The sequence below is a fragment of the Glycomyces sp. TRM65418 genome (assembly GCF_019710475.1).
Taxonomy (GTDB): Bacteria; Actinomycetota; Actinomycetes; order Mycobacteriales; family Micromonosporaceae; genus Glycomyces.
On sequence record NZ_JAJFAX010000006.1, the window covers coordinates 204,749 to 225,561 of the forward strand.

Consider the following 20,813-nt stretch of genomic DNA (forward strand, 5'->3'; position numbering starts at 1 on the left):
TCGTGCGCGGCCCTAGGTGCTCAGCGAGTAGCTGTTCATCCGGAAGTCGCGGCCCCCCGAGGACGAGGTGATCTCCCAGCCGAGCTGGATCTGGTCGATGCGGACGTTCGGCATCCGCCCGGTGTTGACCAGCCACTGGCAGATCGCGGTGATGTTCACCGACCCGCTGGTGAACTGGTTTTGCGCCAGGAAGCTGTAGACCGGGTTGGAGCCGTTGCTGCCCTGGTGGTAGTTCCAGGTGCGGCCGCCGAGGTTGACGGTGGTCTGGCGGCCGCCGATCGGCCCGACCGGGCCGTACCACTGGGTCCAGATCATGATCTCGTGCGCGTGGCCGTTGCCCCACACGTCGTAGGCGGTGTTGTAGGCCAGCCCCGAGCCGCTGGTGGGCACGGTGACGTTGAAGGAGCTGGAGACGTTCCCCATGTTGGAGACGTTGCGGCCGAGCGTGCGGGACACGTTCGGGTAGGACTTGATGCCGCCGGTGTTCGGGTGGTCGGCCCACACGCCCCAGTTGCTGTAGGAGTTGGCCCAGATCGACTGGGATCCGTAGCCGGATCCCCAGATGTTGTTGTAGAGCGTGTAGCCGCCGTTCTGCCAGGTGGCCCAGCGGTCGGAGGAGGACCAGGCGGCGGCCTGTGCCGGGGATTGGAGGGCGCCGACGGCGCCCGCGGTGGCCAGTGGAGCGGCCAGCGCGGCGGTGAGGAGCGATCTGCGTCGCATGACGGGCACGCCTTTCTCGTGATCTCGGTTTCAGGCACCGACACCCGGATCGCCTTAGGCAATCACGAATGTCGATTCATTAATTAGATCATGCGACCCAATTAATGTCTATACCCGTTACGCCCCGAGAAGTGACCCGCGTGACGCCGGTCTCGCCGTCCCGCGGAGCGGTGCCCGGGGCGATTCCGCCGCGCCGCCGCCCGGTCCGCCACGTAGAATTCCCGGTCGTGAAGACCTTCGAGCAGCTCTACGCCGAACTCGCCGAGAAAGCCGCCACCCGACCCGAGGGCTCGGGCACCGTCGCCCAGCTCGACGCGGGCGTCCATGCCATCGGCAAGAAGATCGTCGAAGAGGCGGCCGAGGTCTGGATGGCCGCCGAGTACGAGTCGGACGAGGCCGCGGCCGAGGAGATCTCCCAGCTCCTCTACCACCTCCAGGTGATGATGGTCGCGCGCGGCCTCACCCCCGACGACGTCTACCGGTACCTCTAGCTCCCGAAAGAAGGCCATCGCATGCTCCGCATCGCCGTGCCCAACAAGGGGTCGCTCTCCCAGGGCGCCACCGACATGCTCACGGAGGCCGGCTACCGCCAGCGCGGCTCCAGCCGCGACCTCCAGTCCCTCGACACCGAGAACGGCGTCGAGTTCTTCTACCTGCGTCCCGGCGACATCGCCACCTATGTGGCCTCCGGCGACCTGGACCTCGGCATCACCGGGCAGGACCTCGCCGTCAACTCCGGCGAGGACGTCGAAGAGGTCCTCCCGCTCGGCTTCGGCCGCTCCACCTTCCGCTACGCCGCCCGGCCCGGCGCCGTCGACTCGGTCGCCGGGCTCGACGGCAAGCGCATCGCCACCTCGTTCCCCGGCGTGGTCCGCGGCGACCTCGAACGCCACGGCGTCAAGGCCTCCATCGTGAAGCTCGCCGGGGCGGTCGAGAACGCCATCGCCCTGGGCGTCGCCGACGCGATCGCCGACGTGGTCGAGACCGGTACCACCCTCAAGCAGGCCGGGCTCGCCGTCTTCGGCGACCCGATCATGCGCTCCGAGGCGGTCCTGGTCCGCAAGAGCGGCAACGGCGACACCGCCGCGGTCGAGCAGCTCCTGCGGCGCCTGCGGGGCGTCCTCGTGGCCCGCTCGTACGTCATGCTCGCCTACGACGTGCGCGCCGAGCTCCTCGAAGCCGCCGTCGAGCTGACGCCCGGCATCGAGTCGCCGACCGTCTCGCCGTTGCATCGGGAAGGGTGGGTCGCCGTCCAGTCGATGACCGAGCGCGCCGACCTCCACCGCGTCATGGACGCGCTCTACGAGCTCGGCGCCCGCGGGATCCTCGCCTCCAACATCGACGCCTGCCGGCTCTGAGCGCGCGCTACGCGAGCCGCGGCGTCTCGAGCGCCGCGGCCGCGTCGGCCCGCCGGCGCAGCTCGGCGGCCATCGCGACCGCTTCGTGCGCCTCGCGGTGGCGCGCCGTCGCGACGTTGCCGACGCCCCCGGCGGTCATCGCGTACACCGAGGCGAGTCCCTGCAGCCGCTGCAGCGGCCCCTGCACCACCCGCACCGACTGGATCCGCGCGTACGGAAGCGCGGTATAGGTGTTCACCAGCAGCCCGTTCCGGACCACGAACACCTGCTCCTCCAAGATCGCGCCGGTCTTCTTCCACCGCAGCGGCATCCGCCAGCGCGCCCGCCGCGGCGGGAGGCGCACCTCGAACCGGGACGCCAGCTCGGGCACCGCCTCCGCGGCCACCAGCGCCACCTGGTCGGGCTCGCCCACCGGCAGCATCGTCGTGGACCGGGCCAGGCCCGCGCCGCCCTGCTGGGCCACGGCCGCCGTCCACACCTCGACGCGCCGCCACCCGCGCGAGCGCCACAGCACCGGCTCGTCGAAGCAGACCGCCGTCACCCGGTCCACCGGCACCGTCTCGTGGCTCGTGTCCGTCAGCCCCCGCTCGATGAGCAGGCTCCCGCCGTCGCGGGCCAACCGGAACCGGCAGTTGCGCAGGAACTTGTTCACCGCCGACACCGTGCTCTGGAGGTACCCCAGCAGCGCCGGAGCGAAGAACCCGACCCACAGCGTCGTCGCGACCGTGCTGAACCCGAAGATCGCCCCGGTCACCGCGAACGCCGTCCCGAGCAGCACCAGCGCGGTCACCTGCACCGGCAGCGCCTCCAGCAGCGACGCCAGCGCCAGCTTGCGCACCGGAATCGGCGGCACCATCGGGGCCGGTCCGGCGGCCTCCTCGACCGGCGCCTCCGAGCCCGCCGCGGCGACCGGCGCCGCGGTCGGCGTCACGGGCCGGCCCGCGATCGCCAGCAGCTCGGCGCGCAGCCCCAGCGCCCGGTCGACCTTGAGGTACGCGAGCCGGGCGTCCGTCCCGTCGCCTCCGGCCACCTCGATGTTCAACTGCGCCAAACCGAACAGGCGGGCGCGCAGCGGCCGCGCCAGGTCCACCGACTGGAGCCGGTCGAGCGGCACCGTGCGGTGGCTGCGGGTGAACACGCCGCCGAAGATGTGCAGCTCCCGGCCCCAGATCACGAAGCCCCGGTACTGGAGCGCGATGAGGCTCGCGACGCCGCCGGCGACCGCGGCCACCACCGCGAGGATGATGGGGAACACGAAGTTCCGCGAGGTGAACACCTGAATCCCGGCGGCGGCCAGGACCGCGGCGAAGAACCGGAAGCTCTCCAGCAGCGGCGTGAGCGGGTGCAGGCGCTGGCGCGGCACGCCGGTGGGGAGCGCGGCGGACGGCTGGGAGACCTCGGGGCCGAACGGCTGGGGCGCCGGCGGGGGAGCGGGCTCCTCGCCGGTCGGGCCGGTGTGCGGGTGCGCGTCGCTCACAGGCCCTCCCGGACCTCGGCGGCCCGCACGGCCAGCCGGTCGCGCAGCGCGGAGGCCACGGGCGGGTCGAGCCCGGGCACCTCGGTGGTCGAGCCGAGGGCCGCGGTGCGCACCTGCACCGTGGTGAGCCCGAACATCCGCTCGATCGGTCCGGCCGAGAGGTCGATGAGCTGGATCCGCCCGTAGGGGACGATGCTCAACCGGCGCGTCAGCAGGCCGTGCCGCACCAGGAGGTCCTCCTCCCGTTCGGCGTAACCCCAGGTCGCGACCAAGCGCGTGACGGTGAGGACCCGCAGGCCCGCGAGCACGACATAGCCGCCGAGGGCCCACAGCAGGCCGTCCCAGCCGAGCCAGATCGTCAGCGGGACCGCCGCGACGACGGCCAGGATCAGGACGTTGAGCAGGCTCCGCAGCACCCACACCGTCCGCAGTCGGCGCGACATCGGCTGCCATTCGAGGTCCTCGGGCCACAGGTCCCACACGGGGACGGCTCTTGCGTTCATCGCTCGATCATGTCACTTTCCGAGCCTCGCACGGGAATCCGCGAGCGGTGAGGAACCCGCGCAGGCTCTCCAGGTGCTCGTCGCAGGCGGCCCACCGCTTCACGCGCTCGGGCCCGTGGATCTTCGGATTGCGCCACAGCAGCATCCAGGTCGCGTCGTCGCGGCAGCCCCGCGCGGAGCAGACGGGCGCTTCATCGGGAGTCACACGGCGATTCTGCGCCAGGCGCGGCCGGATCGGCGAACGCGCGGCGCGGAATCGGTGGAGGCTCACCCGCGGCGGGGCCACACGGCCGTGTCGACGAAGTGCTCGACGGCCTCGATGACGTCCGCCAGCGCGTGCGCCGAGTCCACCAGCGGCCGGCCGCGGATGAACATGCCGTGGTCGGCGCCGCTGACCTCGCAGACCTCCCCGGGCAGGTCGCTCGCGAGCGTCTTGTTCCACGCGGGGTCGGCGCTGCCGCCGATGAGGAGGAACGGCGCGGTCGCGCGCCGCAGGGCCTGCACGATGGGGTAGTGCTGGAGCAGCGGGGTGAACCAGATCGCCGGGAGCCCGTGGTGGGCCGCCAGCACCGCGGCGGCGGAGCCGAGCGACTTGCCCACCAGCAGCGGCGGGTCGTCGTTGTGGACGCGGTCGAGCACCGCCTCGGTCTGCTCGCACACGCCCTCGATCATGGTCTGCTCGTCGGCGGCGAGCCGGTCCACGTCCTTCCACTTGAGCGGGTAGGTGTGGGCGCCGCGGGACTGCAGGGCCACGTGGGTGAACATCAGCAGCGGCCCCTGGACGCTGTAGTTGCGCCCTGGAAGCAGGAGTGCCTGACGGCGACGGGACATGTGAGGAATTCTAAGGCCGCTGAGCCGCGACGGCGAGAACGCGGAGCGCGGCGGACGAGCGGCCCGGAGCGACGGGCCCCGCACGGGGTCCCTGAAACGCACGAGGCCCGCACGACCACGGGGGAAGTCGTGCGGGCAATTGAAAGCATAGCGCTCAGACAAATCGCAGCAACGGATTGAATCCGCGCGGCGTGTCACGCTCCTGGGCAAATACCGCCCACGGTTTGCCATGACAGGGATGTGGCAGTGTAGACCCCATGCGCCCCAAGGGGTTCGGAGCAAACTGTCGGGTTCCCGACAAAACGCGGTGCGAGTGCGCCGCGCGGGTCTCCGCGGCCCCCTGCCATCCTCGAACGGGCGAATTAGTATCGACAGCACCAGACCGACCCGCGTGGAGGAGCCGACATGGGAGCACCCGAGGCCGACCGATCGAACGACCGCACGTCCGATCGCTCAGCCGATCGGACGACCCCTGCCGAGAACGCCGCCCTGCTGGAGAAGGCGCTGTTCGAGATCAAGAAGGTCATCGTCGGCCAGGACGCCCTCGTCGAGCGCATGTTCGCCGCGCTCCTGGCCCGCGGGCACTGCCTCATCGAGGGCGTGCCCGGCGTCGCCAAGACCCTCGCGGTCGAGACCATGGCGAGCGTCGTCGGCGCCGACTTCCAGCGCATCCAGTTCACCCCGGACCTGGTGCCCGCCGACATCGTCGGCACCCGCATCTACCGCCAGTCCTCCGAGTCCTTCGACGTCGAGCTCGGCCCGGTCTACACCAACTTCGTCCTCGCCGACGAGATCAACCGCGCCCCCGCCAAAGTCCAGTCCGCGATGCTCGAGGTCATGGCCGAGGGCCGCATCTCCATCGGCGGCCAGACGCACGTGCTCCCCAAGCCCTTCCTGGTCATGGCCACCCAGAACCCGATCGAGCAGGAGGGGGTCTACCCGCTCCCCGAGGCCCAGCGCGACCGCTTCCTGTTCAAGATCAACGTCGGCTACCCCACCGACGCCGAAGAGCGCGAGATCGTCTTCCGCATGGGCGTGGACACCCCCGTCCCCGAACGGATCCTCGACACCGACGACCTCCTGCGCCTCCAGCAGGCCGCCGACGGCGTGTTCATCCACAACGCCCTCGTCGACTACGCCGTGCGCATCGTCATGGCCACCCGCACCCCCGCCGCCGCGGGCCTGGGCGCCATCGCCCGGCACATCCAGTACGGCGCCAGCCCGCGCGCCTCCCTCGGCCTCATCCGCGCCACCCGCGCCATCGCGCTCCTGCGCGGCCGCGACTACGCCCTCCCGCAGGACCTCGACGACATCGCGCCCGACGTGCTGCGCCACCGGCTCGTGCTCTCCTACGACGCGATGGCCGACGGCATCAGCGCCGACCAGCTCGTCGGCCAACTCCTCGCCGCCGTCCCGGCCCCCACGGTCTCCCCGCGCCAGGACGCCGCGCCGCGGCCGGCGAGCGAGTCGTACCAACCGGCGCAGCCGCAGCAGCCGGGGGCCTGGTAGCCGCGTGAACGTCGCCGACCTGCGCGCCCTCGACCGCCTGCAGCTGCTCGTCACCCGCCGCCTCGACGGGCTCCTCCACGGCGACTACCTCGGCCTGCTGCCCGGGCCCGGCTCCGAGCCCGGCGAGGCCCGCGAGTACCGCGCCGGAGACGACGTGCGCCGCATGGACTGGCCCGTGACCGCGCGGACCACCGTCCCGCACGTGCGCACCACCATCGCCGACCGCGAACTCGAGACGTGGCTGGCGATCGACCTCTCGCCGAGCCTCGACTTCGGCACCGTCGGCATGCTCAAACGCGAACTCGCCGAAGGCGCGGTCGCCGCCTTCGCCTACCTCGCCGGCCGCGGCGGCAACCGCATCGGCGCGGTCGTCACCGAAGGCGGCCCGGCCAAGGCCATCCCGCCCCGGCCCGGCCGCGGCGGCGCCCGCTCGCTCCTGCGCGCCGTCACCGCGCTCCCGCGCGGCGAAGGGGCCGGCGACCTCGCCGACCTCATCGACAAGACCCGCCGCCACGCCCGCAGACGCGGCCTCGCCATCGTCATCTCCGACTTCTTGGAGGACGAGGACCACCCCAGTGACTGGTCGCGCGAACTGCGCCGCCTCGCGGTGCGCCAGCAGGTGCTGTGCGTCGAGGTCGTCGACCCGGCCGAGCTCGCGCTCCCCGACGTCGGCGTGCTCGACCTCGTGGACCCCGAGACCGGCGCCGTGGTCGAAGTCCAGACCGGCAACGCCCGCTTCCGCGCCCGCTACGCCGAGGCCGCCGCCGAGCAGCGCGCCCGGATCGCCGACGGCATCCGCTCCGGCGGCGCGGCCCACCTGCGCCTGTCCACCGGGTCGGACTGGCTGCGCGACATCGCCGCGTTCATCGCCCAGCGCCGCCACCTCGCCGCCTATCGCTGACGACCGGTCCGCAAGGAGCCCGGTCCCGCAACCACAGAAGGAGAACCGTTGATCCGCCTGCTCGAACCGATGTGGCTGCTGGGCCTCGTCCCCGTCGCCGCGCTCGCCGCGGTGTACGTCTGGGCCCAGTTCGCCCGCAAGCGGATCGCCGTCAGGTTCGCGAACGCCTCGCTCCTGGCCAAGATCGCCCCGAAGGTCCCCGGCTGGCGCCGCCACCTCCCGGCCGGGCTGCTCGTCCTCGCCCTCGCCGTCCTCGTCGGCGGCATGACCCGTCCCGCGGTCGACGTCGAGGAACCCCAGGAGCGGGCCACGGTCATCCTCGCCATCGACGTGTCACTGTCCATGATGGCCAGCGACGTGGACCCGACCCGCATCGACGCGGCCAAGACCGCCGCCGCCGACTTCGTGGACGAACTCCCCGAGCAGTACAACGTCGGCCTCGTCTCCTTCGCCGGCTACGCCTCCGTCGTCGTGCCCCCCACCAAGAACCGCGCCGAGGTCGCCTCCGCGATCCAGGGCCTCACCCTCGCCGAGGCCACCGCCACCGGTGACGCCGTCTTCGCCTCCCTCCAGGCGGTCCAGCAGGTCATGCCCGACGCCACCGGTGAACTCGCCCCCGCGCGCATCCTCCTGCTCTCCGACGGCTACCGCACCGCCGGGCGCACCGTCGAGGAGGCGGGGGAGGCCGCCGCCGCGGCCGAGATCCCCGTCTCCACCGTCGCCTTCGGCACCGACGAGGGCGTCATCGAACTCGACCAGGAACTCGTGTCCGTGCCCGTCGACCGCGAGGCCCTCGCCGGGCTCGCCGAGTCCACCGGCGGCGAGTACTACGAGGCCGTCACCGTCGACCAGCTCCGCGCCGTCTACGAGGACATGGGCTCCTCCCTCGGCTATCGCACCATCGCGCGGGACGTCTCGCAGTGGTTCATCGGCGCCGCGATGATCCTGCTCTTCACCGCCGCGGGCCTCAGTCTCGCCTGGACCTCCCGCCTCACCTAGCCCCTCCTCGGCGGGCCCCCGCCGGTCCCCGCCGCCTGAGGCGGGTACCACACGGTGCGTGAAGGCCCCTTCGCCGACGCGGCAGACCGTCAGTACGATCGTCGGTGGCTTCGTACAAAGAAACTTGAGGAGTTCGAACAATGGCGCGCACGGTCCTCGTCACCGGAGGCAATCGCGGGATCGGTCTCGCTATCGCCCAGGCCTTCGCGGCCCGAGGCGACAACGTCGCCGTCACCCACCGCGGCACCGGCGCGCCCGAGGGCCTCTACGGCATCCAGTGCGACATCACCGACACCGACTCCGTCGACGCCGCGTTCACCGACGTCGAAGGCAAGTTCGGCCCCGTCGAGATCCTCGTCGCCAACGCCGGCATCACCGACGACACCCTCCTGCTGCGCATGAGCGAGGACCAGTTCGAGCGCGTCGTCGACACCAACCTCAAAGGCGCGTGGCGGGTCGCCAAGCGCGCCTCCTCGAAGATGCTCCGCGCCAAGTTCGGGCGCATGATCTTCATCTCCTCGGTGGTCGGCCTCTACGGCAACGCCGGGCAGACCAACTACGCCGCCTCCAAGGCCGGCCTCGTCGGCCTCGCCCGCTCGATCACCCGCGAGCTCGGCTCGCGGAACATCACCGCGAACGTCGTCGCCCCCGGCTTCGTCCAGACGGACATGACCGACGCGCTCCCCGAGGCCCAGCGCCAGGCCTACCTCGACTCGATCCCCGCCAAGCGCTTCGCGACCTCCGACGAGATCGCCGGGGCCGTCACCTGGCTCGCCGGCGACGCCGCCGGCTACGTCAACGGCGCGGTCATCCCCGTCGACGGCGGCCTGGGCATGGGCCACTAGCCGCTCGCGGGGCCGCACCTTCCCACACTACGAATAACGACCACGGAGGAACAGATGACTGGAATCTTGGACGGCAAACGACTGCTCATCACCGGTGTGATCACCGAGCAGTCCCTCGGCTTCGGCGTGGCCAAGTACGCGCAGGAGCAGGGCGCCGAAGTCGTCCTCACCGGCTTCGGGCGCATGTCCCTGGTCGAGCGCATCGCCAACAAGCTCCCCAAGCCCGCCCCGGTCATCGAGCTCGACGCCACCGACCCCGAGCAGCTCGACGGCCTCGCCGACAAGGTCCGCGAGCACGTCGACGGCCTCGACGGCGTCCTGCACGCCATCGCCTTCGCCCCGCCCTCGGCGCTCGGCGGGAACTTCCTGAACACCCCCTGGGAGGACGTCGCCACCGCACTCCAGGTCTCGACCTTCTCCTACAAGTCCCTGGCCATGGCCTGCCTGCCGCTGATGGGGAACGGGGGCTCCGTCGTCGGCCTCACCTTCGACGCGAGCCAGGCCTGGCCCGTCTACGACTGGATGGGCGTGGCCAAGGCCGGCCTCGAGTCCGCCAACCGCTACCTCGCCCGCGACCTGGGCCCCAAGGGCATCCGCGTCAACCTCGTGTCCGCCGGCCCGCAGCGCACCATGGCCGCCAAGTCCATCCCCGGCTTCGAGGCCTTCGAGGAGGCCTGGACCAAGCGCGCCCCGCTCGGCTGGTCCCTCACGGACTCCGAGCCCGTCGCCAAGGCCTGCGCCGCGCTCCTGTCCGACCTGTTCCCGGCCACCAGCGGCGAGATCCTGCACGTCGACGGCGGCTTCCACGCCGTCGGTGTAGAGCGCACGAACTCGTAGCGGAGCCGCCATGTCCGTCAACGGATCAGCCATGAACGACCAAGCCGGCAAGGGCTACGACGCGGTCCTGCTCGTCTCCTTCGGCGGCCCCGAAGGCCCCGGCGACGTCCTGCCGTTCCTGCGCAACGTCACCCGCGGCCGCGGCATCCCCGACGAACGGCTCGCCGAAGTCGCCGAGCACTACTACCACTTCGGCGGGATCTCGCCGATCAACCAGTGGTGCCGCGAGGTCATCGAGGCCCTGCGCCACGAATTCCGCACGCACGACATCGACCTGCCGATCTACTGGGGCAACCGCAACTGGCCGCCCATGCTCGTCGACGCGGTCACCCAGATGACCGGCGACGGCGTCAAACGCGCCCTCGCCCTGTGCACCAGCGCCTACGGCTCGTACTCCTCGTGCCGCCAGTACGTCGAGGACATCAACGCCGCCCGCGCCGCCGTCGGCGAGTCCGCGCCCGTGATCGACAAGATCCGGCACTTCTTCGACCACCCGGGCTTCATCGGCGGCTTCGCCGACCAGCTCCGCGCGAGCCTCGACCAGATCGAGGACCGCTCGAACACCCGCGTGGTCTTCACCGCCCACTCCATCCCCACCGTCGCGGAGGAGTGCTCGGGCCCCGAAGGCGCCCGCTACGCCGACCAGGTCGCCGAAGCCGCCGCGCTCGTCGCCGAGCACGCCGACTGGAACGGGCCCTTCGACGTCGTCTGGCAGTCCCGCTCGGGCCCGCCGTCGATGCCGTGGCTCGAACCCGATGTCAACGACCACCTCAAGACGCTCGCCGCCGAAGGCGTCGACACCGTCGTGGTCAGTCCCGTCGGATTCCTCTCCGACCACATCGAAGTGCTGTGGGACCTCGACAACGAGGCCAAGGACACCGCCGCCGAACTCGGCCTGCGCTACCTGCGGGCCGGCACGCCCCGGGTCGACGCCCACCTCGTCGGCATGTTCCGCGAGCTCGTCGCCGAACGCGTCCAGGGCGCACCGCTGCGACGCCTCGGCAGACTCCCGGTCTGGGACCCCACGGTCGAGGGCTGCTGCCCCGCCCGCAGGCCCCCCGCGCCCGAGAAGCACCGAGGCCGCTGAACGACGCCGGGCCCCCGCTCCCGCAGACCCGGGAGCGCGGGCCCGGCACCGTCATCACCGCCAGGCCCCCGCACGTGACATGCTTACGGTGTGGACTCCGTTTTCTACTGGATCATCGCCGCGGTGATCCTCGGCGCGATCGAACTCTTCACCGGCACCCTGGTCCTCGCCATGGTCGGTGTCGGAGCCGTGCTCGCCGGCGTCGGGGCCGCCCTGGGCGCGCCCTTCTGGCTCCAGGTGGTCCTCTTCGGCACCGGCTCCGTGGCCTCCCTCTTCGGACTGCGCCCCTTCCTCAAACAGGCCCTCGAGAGCGACCAGGGCGGCACCAGGGCCGTGAGCTCCTTCGGCACGCGCGCCATCGAAGGCGCCGAAGCCCGCGTCGTCGAGAAGGTCGACCTCACCGGCGGCCTCGTCGAGATCGCCGGCGACAACTGGACCGCCTACCCCCTCGAGCCCGATCAGGTGCTGGAACCCGGCGACAACGTGACAGTGGTAGAAATCAAGGGAGCCACCGTCATCGTCTGGAAGCAGACATAGACCGAACCGTGCAACGCCCGCCGATCCGCCAGACCACTGGAGGCTGAGAACACCATGGACCCCGTTGGCATACTGCTGCTGATCGTCGCGATCTTCTTCATCGTCGTGCTCTTCCGCTCGATCAAGATCGTGCCCCAGCAGTGGAACTACATCATCGAGCGACTCGGCAAATACCGCCGCACGCTCGAACCCGGGCCCCGGCTCCTGGTGCCCTTCGTCGACACCGTCCGCGCCAAAGTGGACCTCCGCGAGCGCGTCGTGAACTTCCCGCCCCAGCCGGTCATCACCGCCGACAACCTCGGCGTCCAGATCGACACCGTGCTGTACTACATCATCACGCAGCCCACCGACGCGGTCTACCGGATCGACGACTACCTCGCCGGCGTCGAGCAGCTGACGACCACCACGCTCCGCAACGTGGTCGGCTCCATGGACCTGGAGCGGACCCTCACCAGCCGCGAGGAGATCAACGCCCGCCTCGCCGCCGAGCTCGACAAGGCCACCGACAAGTGGGGCCTCAAGGTCACCCGCGTCGAACTCCGCTCGATCGAGCCGCCGCTGAGCATCCGCGACGCCATGGAGAAGCAGATGCGCGCCGAGCGCGACCGGCGCGCCGTGATCCTCAACGCCGAGGGCAACAAGCGCTCGGCGATCCTCAACGCCGAAGGCGAGCAGCAGGCCAAGGTCCTGCGCGCCAAGGGCGATCGCGACGCCGAAGTGCTCCGCGCCGACGGCCAGGCCAAGGCCATCCAGACGGTGTTCGCCGCCATCCACAAGGCCAAGCCCACCGACCGGCTGCTGGCCTACCAGTACCTCCAGACGCTGCCGGAGATCGCCGCGGGCGACGCGAACAAGATGTGGGTCATCCCCGCCGAGCTCACCCGCGCCCTCGGCAGCTTCGGCAACGCCTTCGGCGGCAACGTCGACAGCTCTTCCGACGACGACGAGGACGTGGAGGTCGACAACAGCGCCCTCGAACTCGACGACGAGGTCGCCGCGGCCCTCGAGGCCGCCCAGCAGGCCGCCCGCGAGGTCAAGGACATCGGCGAAGGCAGGGCACCCGACCAGCTGCCGCCCGCGCCGGCGTAGGACGCGACGTGACGGCCGGGACCGCCCGACGGGCGGACCCGGCCGTTTCGCCGTGCATGGGGGAGAATCATCGGGTGCCGATCCCGATCGAAGACCCCGAGGACGACCGCCTCAGCGACTACCGGGCCCTCACCGACCTCGCCCTGCGCACCCGCTTCGAGCAGCCGCACGGCCTGTTCATCGCCGAAGGCCACCAGGTCATCGACCGGGCGCTGCGGGCCGGGTACCGGATGCGGTCGATGCTCATCGACGCCAAGCGGGCCGACCAGCTCGCCGGCCTCGCCGAGGACGCGCCCTGCTACACGGCGGGCCCCGACGTCCTCGAATCCGTGACCGGCTTCCACGTCCACCGCGGCGCGCTGGCCTCGTTCCACCGCAAGCCGCTCCCCGAACCCGCCGAGATCCTGTCCACGGTGCGACGCCTCGTGGTCTTGGAAGGCATCAACAACCACACCAACATCGGGGCGATCTTCCGCGTGGCGGCGGGCCTCGGCTTCGACGGCGTCCTCCTCGCCCCCGGCTGCGCCGACCCGCTCTACCGCCGCAGCGTGCGCGTGAGCATGGGGGAGGTGTTCGCGGTGCCGTACACCTACCTCGAACCGTGGCCGGCCGGTCTGGCGCAGATCCGCGACGCCGGATTCACCCTGCACGGGCTGAGCCCCTCGCGCGGTGCGATCGACATCGGCGCGGTCAGCGAAGCCGAACGCGAACGGCCCGCCCTCATGTTCGGCGCCGAAGGGCCGGGCCTGACGGCAGCGGCCCTGGAGGCGTGCGACCGCACGGTCGTCATCCCGATGCACGCCGACGTGGACTCCCTGAACGTGGCCGCCGCGACGGCGGTCGCCTGCTGGGAGCTGTCCCAGCCCCGTCCCCGCTAGAGGGTCACCGTGGCGAACTCGGACTCGCAGGGCGGCCCCCACGTGTAGGAGAACCGCTTCGCGTCGAGCTCCAGGTGCGCGGCGAACGCCGTGTGCGTCCGCAGCTCGACCGGATCGGTCTCGACGGGGTGCCTGCAGAGTCCGAGCGGCCCGCCCTCGTGGTCCCGCATGGCCGCGTACAGCCGCCCCGAGGACACCGGGGACTCCTGGGCGAGCAGCGACTCCATCCGGTCGCAGCGGTGATAGGTGGAGACGCGCCCCGTCTCCAGCCAGCTCTGGTACACGCCCAGGGCGTCCGGGTCCCGGAAGTGGTTGGCGTGCACCAGCGGCGAGTCCCCGTGCTGGTAGATGACCCGGGATCCGGCAGGGGAGGTCTCGACGGTCGCCACCCCCGAGGCGGCGCTCCCGACGAAGAAGTTGGCGGAGCAGGCGGGCCGAGGGGCCACCGCGTGGCCGACGGCCTCGGCGAAGCTCGCCGACTGCAGGATCCGCCGTGTCCGCAGGTGGAACGGCACCGAGTCGATCCGCCAGTCGTCGGCCGAAGCGCCGAGCCCGTTGACGCACAGGCCGATCCCGGCGGAGTTGAGCCCGATCTTGGCCCCGGCGACGCCGGCCTCCGTGAACCCGACGACCGTGGTCTCCCCGTGCCGCCACTGCAGCAGGGCGCCTTCGACGCCGGTGAACCAGTCCCAGTTCTGCCCGATCTGGGCGCCCCCGGAGGCGAACACCCCGTCGGACCCGCCGAAGGACGTGCACTCGGACCGGACGCCCTCGGCCGTGGGCCGCCCGAACTCGCTCCAGGCGCTGTAGAGCAGCTCGTACCGGGCGTTGAGCAGCGCGATGTCGAGCAGATGCTGCCCGGACCCGTCCGCGATGCCGTCCATGGTCGCCCGGTAGGCGGCGTCCTCTCGCGTGAACAGGCCCAGGAAGCGCTGCGACCGCTCCGCGAGCTCGTCCTCGGGGATGCCCGACGTGAGCATCCTGGAGCGGTAGACCTCGACGTTGGTCGCGATCGCCTCCCGCAGCTGCTCGCCGTGCTGGAGGCCCTGCCGGTACGGGCTGCCCTGGAGGTGCAGAAGGGGGAGTTCGCTCATGTGCGTCATTGTGACAGAGGCGATATCACGACGCCACCGACAATCGTCAGCGACCCATGAGGGCCTGCTCCACCTGCGAGTAGTGAATGGTCCACCACTTCACCAGCCCCGTCTGCCCGGGCAGCAGGTGATCGCACGCGGAGTTGTGCCGCACGTAATGCCACTCGATGACCCAGTTGTCGGTGAGGCGATCCCACCACAGCTGATGGGTGGCGAGCCCGATCTCCGGCTCGCCCACATCGAACACCGACCGGTAGCCCCCGGCGAACGCCCGGATCCGCTCGCAGTCCAACCCGCGCTCGTCGCCGTACGTGAAATAGAACACGGCCGCCCGTGCCATCTCGCGCGCGTACGAGGAGACGACCAGCCGGTCCCAGTCGAGGATCGCGGAGATCCGATCGTCGGGCCCGTGCAGGACGTTGTGCGGATGCAGGTCCCCGTGGGTGTAGCCCGTGTACTGCGGCGCCAGATCAGGCGGCCGGCGGTCGCCGAGCCGGACGAGCAGCCCGCGCTTCAACCGCAGCGTCTGCTCGGCGGTGGCCTCGAACCCGGTCTTGTCGCCGCGGCCGGCGGCGACCAGCTCGAGCAGCCGGTCGACCTTCTGCAGAGCGGCCTCAGTGGTGGGAGGATTCTCCGGCTTGGGAGCCCGATCGGCCGGAATGGCCGTGTGCAGCGTCCGGTGGAGCCGCCCGATGACCGAGCCCAGGTCGCGGCAGGCGTCGCGGGACATCGAGAGGCCGGAGCGGTGCCGTCCGCCGACCCACGGGAAGACGCCGAACTCCTCGCCTTCCAGAAAGATGGTGGTCCGGCCGTCGCGGCTGAGCACCGGCAGGACCACCGGAACCCCGGAGGCACCGAGCGTCTGGAGCACGTGGAACTGGAACTGCAGCTCGGGTCCGGTCACGTCCCGGAAGAGTTTCAGCAGGTACGACCCGGAGGAGGTATCCACTCGCCACGACCGGTTCATCAGCCCGGTCTGGACCCGCTGCATCTGGTAGACCTGCCCCAGATCCCAATGCGCCAGCGCCGCGTCAGGGAGTCGAGGCGCGGTCACGGTCATGCTTCAAGCGTAGCGGCCCCCGGCCCGCCCACCGGACCGCGAACCCCCCTGCGCGCGCCCGCGCCACATCGTGTAAAGTTTCATCTCGCGTCCAGGGGAACACAAAAGGCCCCACTGGCAGGCAAAACAAACTACATATACACTTCTGTGTGCACGCGCGAGTGGCGGAATGGCAGACGCGCTAGCTTGAGGTGCTAGTGTCCTATTATGGACGTGGGGGTTCAAGTCCCCCCTCGCGCACAGACAAAGGCCCTGGTAACAGGGCCTTTTGTGTATCCTCAGGGGACGATCTCGGTCCACTGTGATCAGCGTGCTTTCGCCCGAAAAGAGCCGATTTCAGAGCCAGTACTGACGGCTTACAGCGGCCGGGACATCGGTCATCGGCGGTCATTGCAGGTCTGAGCAGGTCATCCTTGGTCTTCAAAGAGGACGCTAGCCGCATCGGCCCAAGAGCCAAATCAAGAGCCAACGCCAGAGCCAAGAGGGTTCGATCGAACTTGCGGCTTTCGACCGCGAGTTCACTGCAGTGCAACGATTTTGACGCAGAATAGTCTGGTGTGTACAACCTGTGTCATCGGTGATCCTGAATGGGCAGAGGTGAACGGCACCTGTTGCTGGGCAAGGTTTCTCGTGCCACGGTGTTCGTTTCGCAGGAGATCGCTTCAAGCTAGGGTGTCTTCACTCGCTCTCGAATGGGAGCAATCCGGTCAAACGGCCGTTTCGCAGCGTTCGACGCAGTTATTCCGGGTTGAGGAAGTCGGTGCCGAATACCTGGTCGAGCGTTTCGGCGCCGGTAGTGATGACTGGGCGGAGTTGACGGCGGTAGACGGTGCGGGTGGTCGTGGTGCTGGCGTGTCCGAGCAGGTCGGCGATGGTCTCGATCGGGGCGCCGAGGTCGGACAGGATCGAGGTGAACGATTGCCGTGTCTCGCGTGGAGCCCACTCGTTGGCAAGTCCGGCTCTGACGACGACAGCACGGAACTGGTCGCGGATCACCTGTGCTTTCTCCGGTGTGTCGTAGCGGGTGCCGAAGACGTATTCGATGTCTTCGGATTTCCAGCCGTGCTCGGCCCGAATCTGGCGCTGTTCTGTGCGGTGCTTGGTCAAGGTGGCGATGACGTACCGGGGGAGCGCGACAGTGCGCCTGCTCTTAGGGGTCTTGGTGTCGCCGCCGCCTCGGACCGAGTGCCAGACTTCCACATGCGCCGGCAGGTCCTTGTCGTGCACGGTGCCGCACGAGCAGAGCACGCCCCGGACCGGGTTGAGATGCGTGTGGCGCCAGGTGAGGGGACGGGCTTCCTCGGGCCGGACGCCGGTCAGCAGCGTCAACGCCAGATAGGCGTGGATGGGATGGCCCATGCTCGCGCGCAGCACCGCCTGGTCCTGGTCGAGCGTGAACGCCTTACTCGGTCGGCCTTCGGTGCCGCGCGGGGCGTCAGCGAGATCGGCGACGTTGTCCCGGACGTGCCCGTGGGCCTGGGCGAGTTTGATGACCCGACGCAGGGTCCCCAGCCGTTTTCTGATCGAGGTGGTGGCCAGGACCGCGGTCATGGTCTGGAGCCAGACCTCAACGTCCTCGGTCGTGAGCTTCTTGAGCCTGGTACGGCCCAGCCCGGGAACGATCCACTTCCTGGCAATGCAGCGCAGCTCCTCGACCGTGCCCTTCGCCAAGGTGCTGGAAGCCAAATGCTCCAACCAATCTTGAGCGGCATCCGCGACGGTGTACCGGTTCCCGACATCCCTGCCCGCCTCTACCTCTTCCAGAAGCTCGTCGAGCTTCGCCGAGGCCTTCCGATAGTCCCGGTCCCGAACACTCCGCCGGATCCGACGCGCCTGCTGGTCGGTCCCGAGCGAGACCGAACCGACCCAGCAGTTGTTGGTCCTGTCGAAATACAACGAACCCGCCCCGTTCGGTGCTCGCTTCCGTGAGCGGACACGAGACGAACGCTGAGGATTAGCCACCGTGGCCACCTCCCGACTGCCCTCTGAGAACCTTTAACAGGAGGTACCCGGATCCTGGACAGCCTCCCGCCGGGACCCGTCCAGATGCCGGGTTGGTCCGCGCGCCTGTGCGGACTCCCCGTCTCAAGGCTTTGAAATGAGTCCGGCAACCTCGCCCCCGATATCGACGACCTCGACGAAATCCGCGAGAACTACCGCAGCGCTGTGATGTGGCCTGCAGAAAACTGGCCGACCACTATACTGAAACCGGCGACGTTGTCAAAGCCGCCAAGTACAGTGCCATTGTTCCCCGGTTAGCGGGAGCCGGTCGTGTTTGCGTATACCACCATTGCGGCATTGCTATTTTATGACAAGATAACCACTTCTGCACCCTGTGGGCAAAGGGCGAGAAATGAGGAAAACATGTCGGAAACCGCGATAAGTCTCTCGGATATTCCGGAAGGTGTCGAGCTTGAAGACTACATGGCCGCGCTCTTTCAGGCATCTGGCTACTTCGTAGAAAAGAGTCTGGTGAAGTCTGACCCAGCAGACCTTCTTGAACTCGACATATTCGCAACACATTACGAAGACGATCAGATATTCCGTCGTCTCATTGAGGTAAAAGGAGGGAAATGGGGATACTCCGATCTCTTTAAAGTTCTCGGATGGATGAAATATTTGAACCTGGAGCATGGCTCGTTCCTTGTATCTAAATGGAACGGTCGACAAGAAGCTCCTCGCCACATGAAAGATTTCGGATTGGATGTGATCGCATTCGAAGACTTCGGCGTGGCCCCAGATCTCTTCGAGTCCAGTGGCTATGGATCGATCCATGGAACCGAGCTTCTCGATATCTGGCGACATTCGTACAGCGTAGAGCGCAAACTCGTTGAGACCAACCTTATCAAATCTCGACAAGGATCGCCTGGAGCAAGCGAAGCTAACGAGTACTACAAGCTAATAAACCATGGTACGTTCTTTGCTACCAGCCCGGAAGAGTCGCTTCTAATGCTCTATGGTGCCTATAAAAGCCATCCCAGGCTGACGTTGGGCTATGCCATGGAGCTTGATGGTGGCACATTTGACGCGAATGCTGCATCAACAGTCAGTCAAAGCCTTTGGAATGCGCTTTACAAGGGCATGCATTTCGACCTCCAGGCATCCATGTATTTCGAACACCGCGCAAGAATTTCAATCATTAAAGCAGCGGTTGACTATGTTATTGAAAACCGGGAAGAAGGAGGATACTTGCTGAATAAAGATGGAAGCATCGAGTGGCGCGGAATTCTCTACCAAACTCTTCCTTCGTCGTTTCATGACGGAGTTGAATGGCTGCGCGCGCAATCCAACTTCCAACGGTTTCCGATATTCTGGCAGCAGTTCATGTGGAGTTGGGGAGGCTTTTATCTCGAGAATCTAAAGGATCGCGAGTTCGACATGATGGGGCGATGCGCTGGCCTCACGAAAGATGAAGTTCAGGTAGCACTGGAGGCTTTCGACCGTTTCTTCCCGACTGGCGAATGGATCGTCAAGCGAGGTTCCACTGATCTTCGTACGGTTAACATGACGCCAGTCGTGTTTCAAGGTATTGGAGCCCACCGTCGACGCGTTGAATATGGTCTTGAGGGCGGATTCTCGCGCATTGAGCATTCTTCGATCTACACTCCGGCGGACCTGACGCTCCGCAACAATTGTACAGTGAATTTTTTGTCCTAGAGTTAAATCAGATCCGCCGAGTGTCAGTCATCTATTCGCGATTCTTTTATCCCTACCGAGGAAACAGTCACGAAGTAAGTTCCGGGCAATACCAGTTGATAAGGGTTCGTGTAAGTTGTTCGCCACGAATGGCAACTGCATCAATATCTTGGGGCCTCATGCCTGCGAAGTTTGTAGGGCACTCGCAGACTTGGGCTCGTGGCACCAAGTCATGCAGGGCAACCGGCAAATGTCTGTCGCGCATGCCAAGGTAGGCGTGCACGAATTCCTTGATCTGCCCGGACGCTCCGATCTCGTGCAATCGGCGGCGTTGCTGGATCCGGTGAACATCGACAGCGGTGGGACATCGACTGATTCTTCCTGGTCTCGCCGGTGACGGCTTCGCCGATGATGTCCCAGAAAGAGCCCCGGGGCCGGGCGGCGAGGTTGATGTCCGGGCCGGTTACTGTCGTTCCGGTCCGAGATCAGGGCCAAACCGCCGTGTCGGGGATGACGATCTGCGCCAGAGTGGGGTCGGGGTTCCGTGGGTAATCGCGTAGGTAGAGCAGGGCTAACTCAGTCATTGAACCTCTTTCATCGTGATCGCCGGTCGTATTCGATGAGCACGCTGACGGCTTTGGCGATCTGAGTGATCTGGTGTGGGTCGCAGCGAACGCGGTCGAACACACCCTATTGCTTGAGCTGCGCGAAAGCGCGCTCGCCGGGCCCGCGCAGCCTGGCATGGAGCCGGTTCTGCTCCTTCTGCCAGGCCGGTTTGCCTCGGCCCCAGAACGGCGTGACCACGGTTTCGTCATCGAGGCCGCGGTAGCCCTTGTCGCCCAACGCGAACAGACCCGATTCGCGGATGAACCTGGGCAGCAGCCAGATCCTGGCGGCGGCGGTGTCGTGGATCGATCCGCGCATCGCACCTGAGACCCACAGCAGTTCCCCGGTCGGCGAGGCGATGGCCTGGAGATTCATGCCGTGATGCCGGTGCTTGCCGGAGTAGCAGGGCCGGTCGAGCCGATGGCGCTGCATGCGGATGAGCGTGCCGTCGAGAATCACGAACGCCCAGCCGGCGCGCTTCGCCCGCCGCAGTGCCTCACGCAACCCCGGTCGCCTTGGCCGCGAGCAGACCGATGGTCTCGCGGACCCGGCGCCAGGCGGTGGCCTCCGAGATACCGAAACCGGCCGCCAGGGCCCGCAGACGCTCGCCTTTGTGCAGATAGGCCAAGGTCAGCAGGGCCTGGTCGCCGGGTGCGAGGCGGCGCCATCGCGAACGGATGGTTTTGCGGTGGGTGCGGATGAGGGCCGACACGCGGGTCAGGGTGGCTGTCGACAGCGGCAGTGCCGCAGGGTAGAAAAGCACTGAGGCTCCTGGTGGAGGTCACGGTAGAGGTAGCACCTGCCGTTCTACCAGGAGCTTCTTCCGTGCCCATCAGGCACTCTCCC

The 20,813-nt window shown here is 68.2% G+C and carries 20 protein-coding genes, 1 tRNA gene and 1 pseudogene; 13 read left to right on the forward strand and 9 right to left on the reverse strand.

Annotated elements, in window-relative coordinates; all coding sequences use genetic code 11:
* Positions 1-12: 12 nt before the first annotated feature.
* Positions 13-720 carry a hypothetical protein gene (locus K3N28_RS15240; protein ID WP_228093406.1) on the reverse strand — a complete coding sequence of 236 codons (708 nt, stop codon included), beginning with the start codon at positions 718-720 and terminating at the stop codon, positions 13-15.
* 227 nt (positions 721-947) lie between these two features.
* On the opposite strand from K3N28_RS15240, the gene K3N28_RS15245 reads away from it, so the two are divergent.
* The gene (locus tag K3N28_RS15245) at positions 948-1,211 is read left to right on the forward strand and encodes a phosphoribosyl-ATP diphosphatase (RefSeq protein ID WP_228093407.1); all 264 of its coding nucleotides are present in this window, start codon (positions 948-950) and stop codon (positions 1,209-1,211) included.
* 21 nt (positions 1,212-1,232) lie between these two features.
* On the forward strand, positions 1,233-2,078 hold the full coding sequence (gene hisG / locus K3N28_RS15250; protein ID WP_228093408.1) for an ATP phosphoribosyltransferase: 846 nt from the start codon (positions 1,233-1,235) through the stop codon (positions 2,076-2,078).
* 7 nt (positions 2,079-2,085) lie between these two features.
* Here hisG and K3N28_RS15255 read toward each other — a convergent pair whose 3' ends face one another.
* The 4 genes from K3N28_RS15255 to K3N28_RS15270 all read right to left on the reverse strand — a co-directional run bounded on the left by K3N28_RS15255 (position 2,086) and on the right by K3N28_RS15270 (position 4,889).
* Entirely contained in the window at positions 2,086-3,555 is a 1,470-nt protein-coding gene (locus tag K3N28_RS15255) for a PH domain-containing protein (RefSeq protein ID WP_228093409.1), read from the reverse strand.
* Positions 3,552-4,058 (reverse strand): PH domain-containing protein, encoded by a 507-nt coding sequence (locus K3N28_RS15260; RefSeq protein ID WP_228093410.1) that lies wholly within the window; start codon positions 4,056-4,058, stop codon positions 3,552-3,554. The genes K3N28_RS15255 and K3N28_RS15260 overlap by 4 nt, the downstream gene beginning before the upstream one ends.
* Before the next feature lie 7 nt (positions 4,059-4,065).
* The gene (locus tag K3N28_RS15265; protein WP_228093411.1) at positions 4,066-4,263 is read right to left on the reverse strand and encodes a hypothetical protein; all 198 of its coding nucleotides are present in this window, start codon (positions 4,261-4,263) and stop codon (positions 4,066-4,068) included.
* A gap of 62 nt (positions 4,264-4,325) precedes the next feature.
* Entirely contained in the window at positions 4,326-4,889 is a 564-nt protein-coding gene (locus K3N28_RS15270) for an alpha/beta hydrolase (protein WP_228093412.1), read from the reverse strand.
* Positions 4,890-5,294: 405 nt separating this feature from the next.
* Here K3N28_RS15270 and K3N28_RS15275 point away from each other — a divergent pair, with 405 nt between their 5' ends.
* The 9 genes from K3N28_RS15275 to K3N28_RS15315 all read left to right on the forward strand — a co-directional run bounded on the left by K3N28_RS15275 (position 5,295) and on the right by K3N28_RS15315 (position 13,571).
* Positions 5,295-6,398: a MoxR family ATPase gene (locus K3N28_RS15275; RefSeq protein ID WP_228093413.1), complete on the forward strand. Its 1,104-nt coding sequence runs from the start codon at positions 5,295-5,297 to the stop codon at positions 6,396-6,398.
* 4 nt (positions 6,399-6,402) lie between these two features.
* Positions 6,403-7,299, forward strand: coding sequence for a DUF58 domain-containing protein (locus K3N28_RS15280; RefSeq protein ID WP_228093414.1), 897 nt, complete (start codon positions 6,403-6,405; stop codon positions 7,297-7,299).
* A gap of 48 nt (positions 7,300-7,347) precedes the next feature.
* The gene (locus tag K3N28_RS15285) at positions 7,348-8,298 is read left to right on the forward strand and encodes a VWA domain-containing protein (protein WP_228093415.1); all 951 of its coding nucleotides are present in this window, start codon (positions 7,348-7,350) and stop codon (positions 8,296-8,298) included.
* Positions 8,299-8,438: 140 nt separating this feature from the next.
* Positions 8,439-9,143: a 3-oxoacyl-ACP reductase FabG gene (gene fabG, locus K3N28_RS15290; protein ID WP_228093416.1), complete on the forward strand. Its 705-nt coding sequence runs from the start codon at positions 8,439-8,441 to the stop codon at positions 9,141-9,143.
* A 54-nt stretch (positions 9,144-9,197) separates the two neighbouring features.
* Entirely contained in the window at positions 9,198-9,980 is a 783-nt protein-coding gene (fabI, locus tag K3N28_RS15295) for an enoyl-ACP reductase FabI (RefSeq protein ID WP_228093417.1), read from the forward strand.
* A gap of 31 nt (positions 9,981-10,011) precedes the next feature.
* A complete protein-coding gene (locus K3N28_RS15300; RefSeq protein ID WP_228093418.1) occupies positions 10,012-11,067 on the forward strand; it encodes a ferrochelatase in 1,056 nt (351 codons plus the stop codon).
* A 90-nt stretch (positions 11,068-11,157) separates the two neighbouring features.
* The gene (locus K3N28_RS15305; RefSeq protein WP_228093419.1) at positions 11,158-11,604 is read left to right on the forward strand and encodes an NfeD family protein; all 447 of its coding nucleotides are present in this window, start codon (positions 11,158-11,160) and stop codon (positions 11,602-11,604) included.
* Positions 11,605-11,658: 54 nt separating this feature from the next.
* Positions 11,659-12,693 carry an SPFH domain-containing protein gene (locus K3N28_RS15310; protein ID WP_228093420.1) on the forward strand — a complete coding sequence of 345 codons (1,035 nt, stop codon included), beginning with the start codon at positions 11,659-11,661 and terminating at the stop codon, positions 12,691-12,693.
* A 74-nt stretch (positions 12,694-12,767) separates the two neighbouring features.
* A complete protein-coding gene (locus K3N28_RS15315) occupies positions 12,768-13,571 on the forward strand; it encodes an RNA methyltransferase (RefSeq protein WP_228093421.1) in 804 nt (267 codons plus the stop codon).
* On the opposite strand, the gene K3N28_RS15320 is transcribed toward K3N28_RS15315, so the two are convergent.
* Together K3N28_RS15320 and K3N28_RS15325 are read right to left on the reverse strand one after the other, a co-directional pair.
* Complete coding sequence (locus K3N28_RS15320; protein ID WP_228093422.1) at positions 13,568-14,665, reverse strand: C45 family peptidase; 1,098 nt, start codon at positions 14,663-14,665, stop codon at positions 13,568-13,570. The genes K3N28_RS15315 and K3N28_RS15320 overlap by 4 nt on opposite strands.
* 46 nt (positions 14,666-14,711) lie before the next feature.
* Positions 14,712-15,725, reverse strand: coding sequence for a phosphotransferase enzyme family protein (locus K3N28_RS15325; RefSeq protein ID WP_228093423.1), 1,014 nt, complete (start codon positions 15,723-15,725; stop codon positions 14,712-14,714).
* Between the two features lie 155 nt (positions 15,726-15,880).
* Between K3N28_RS15325 and K3N28_RS15330 the strand changes: the two genes are divergently transcribed.
* Positions 15,881-15,965: transfer RNA gene (locus tag K3N28_RS15330), tRNA-Leu, on the forward strand.
* Between the two features lie 498 nt (positions 15,966-16,463).
* On the opposite strand, the gene K3N28_RS15335 is transcribed toward K3N28_RS15330, so the two are convergent.
* Positions 16,464-17,621 (reverse strand): site-specific integrase, encoded by a 1,158-nt coding sequence (locus K3N28_RS15335; protein ID WP_228093424.1) that lies wholly within the window; start codon positions 17,619-17,621, stop codon positions 16,464-16,466.
* Between the two features lie 468 nt (positions 17,622-18,089).
* Between K3N28_RS15335 and K3N28_RS15340 the strand changes: the two genes are divergently transcribed.
* Positions 18,090-19,382, forward strand: coding sequence for a hypothetical protein (locus K3N28_RS15340; RefSeq protein WP_228093425.1), 1,293 nt, complete (start codon positions 18,090-18,092; stop codon positions 19,380-19,382).
* A 573-nt stretch (positions 19,383-19,955) separates the two neighbouring features.
* Here the strand turns inward: K3N28_RS15340 and K3N28_RS15345 are convergent.
* Positions 19,956-20,730: pseudogene (locus K3N28_RS15345) on the reverse strand (transposase family protein).
* Between the last annotated feature and the right edge of the window lie 83 nt (positions 20,731-20,813).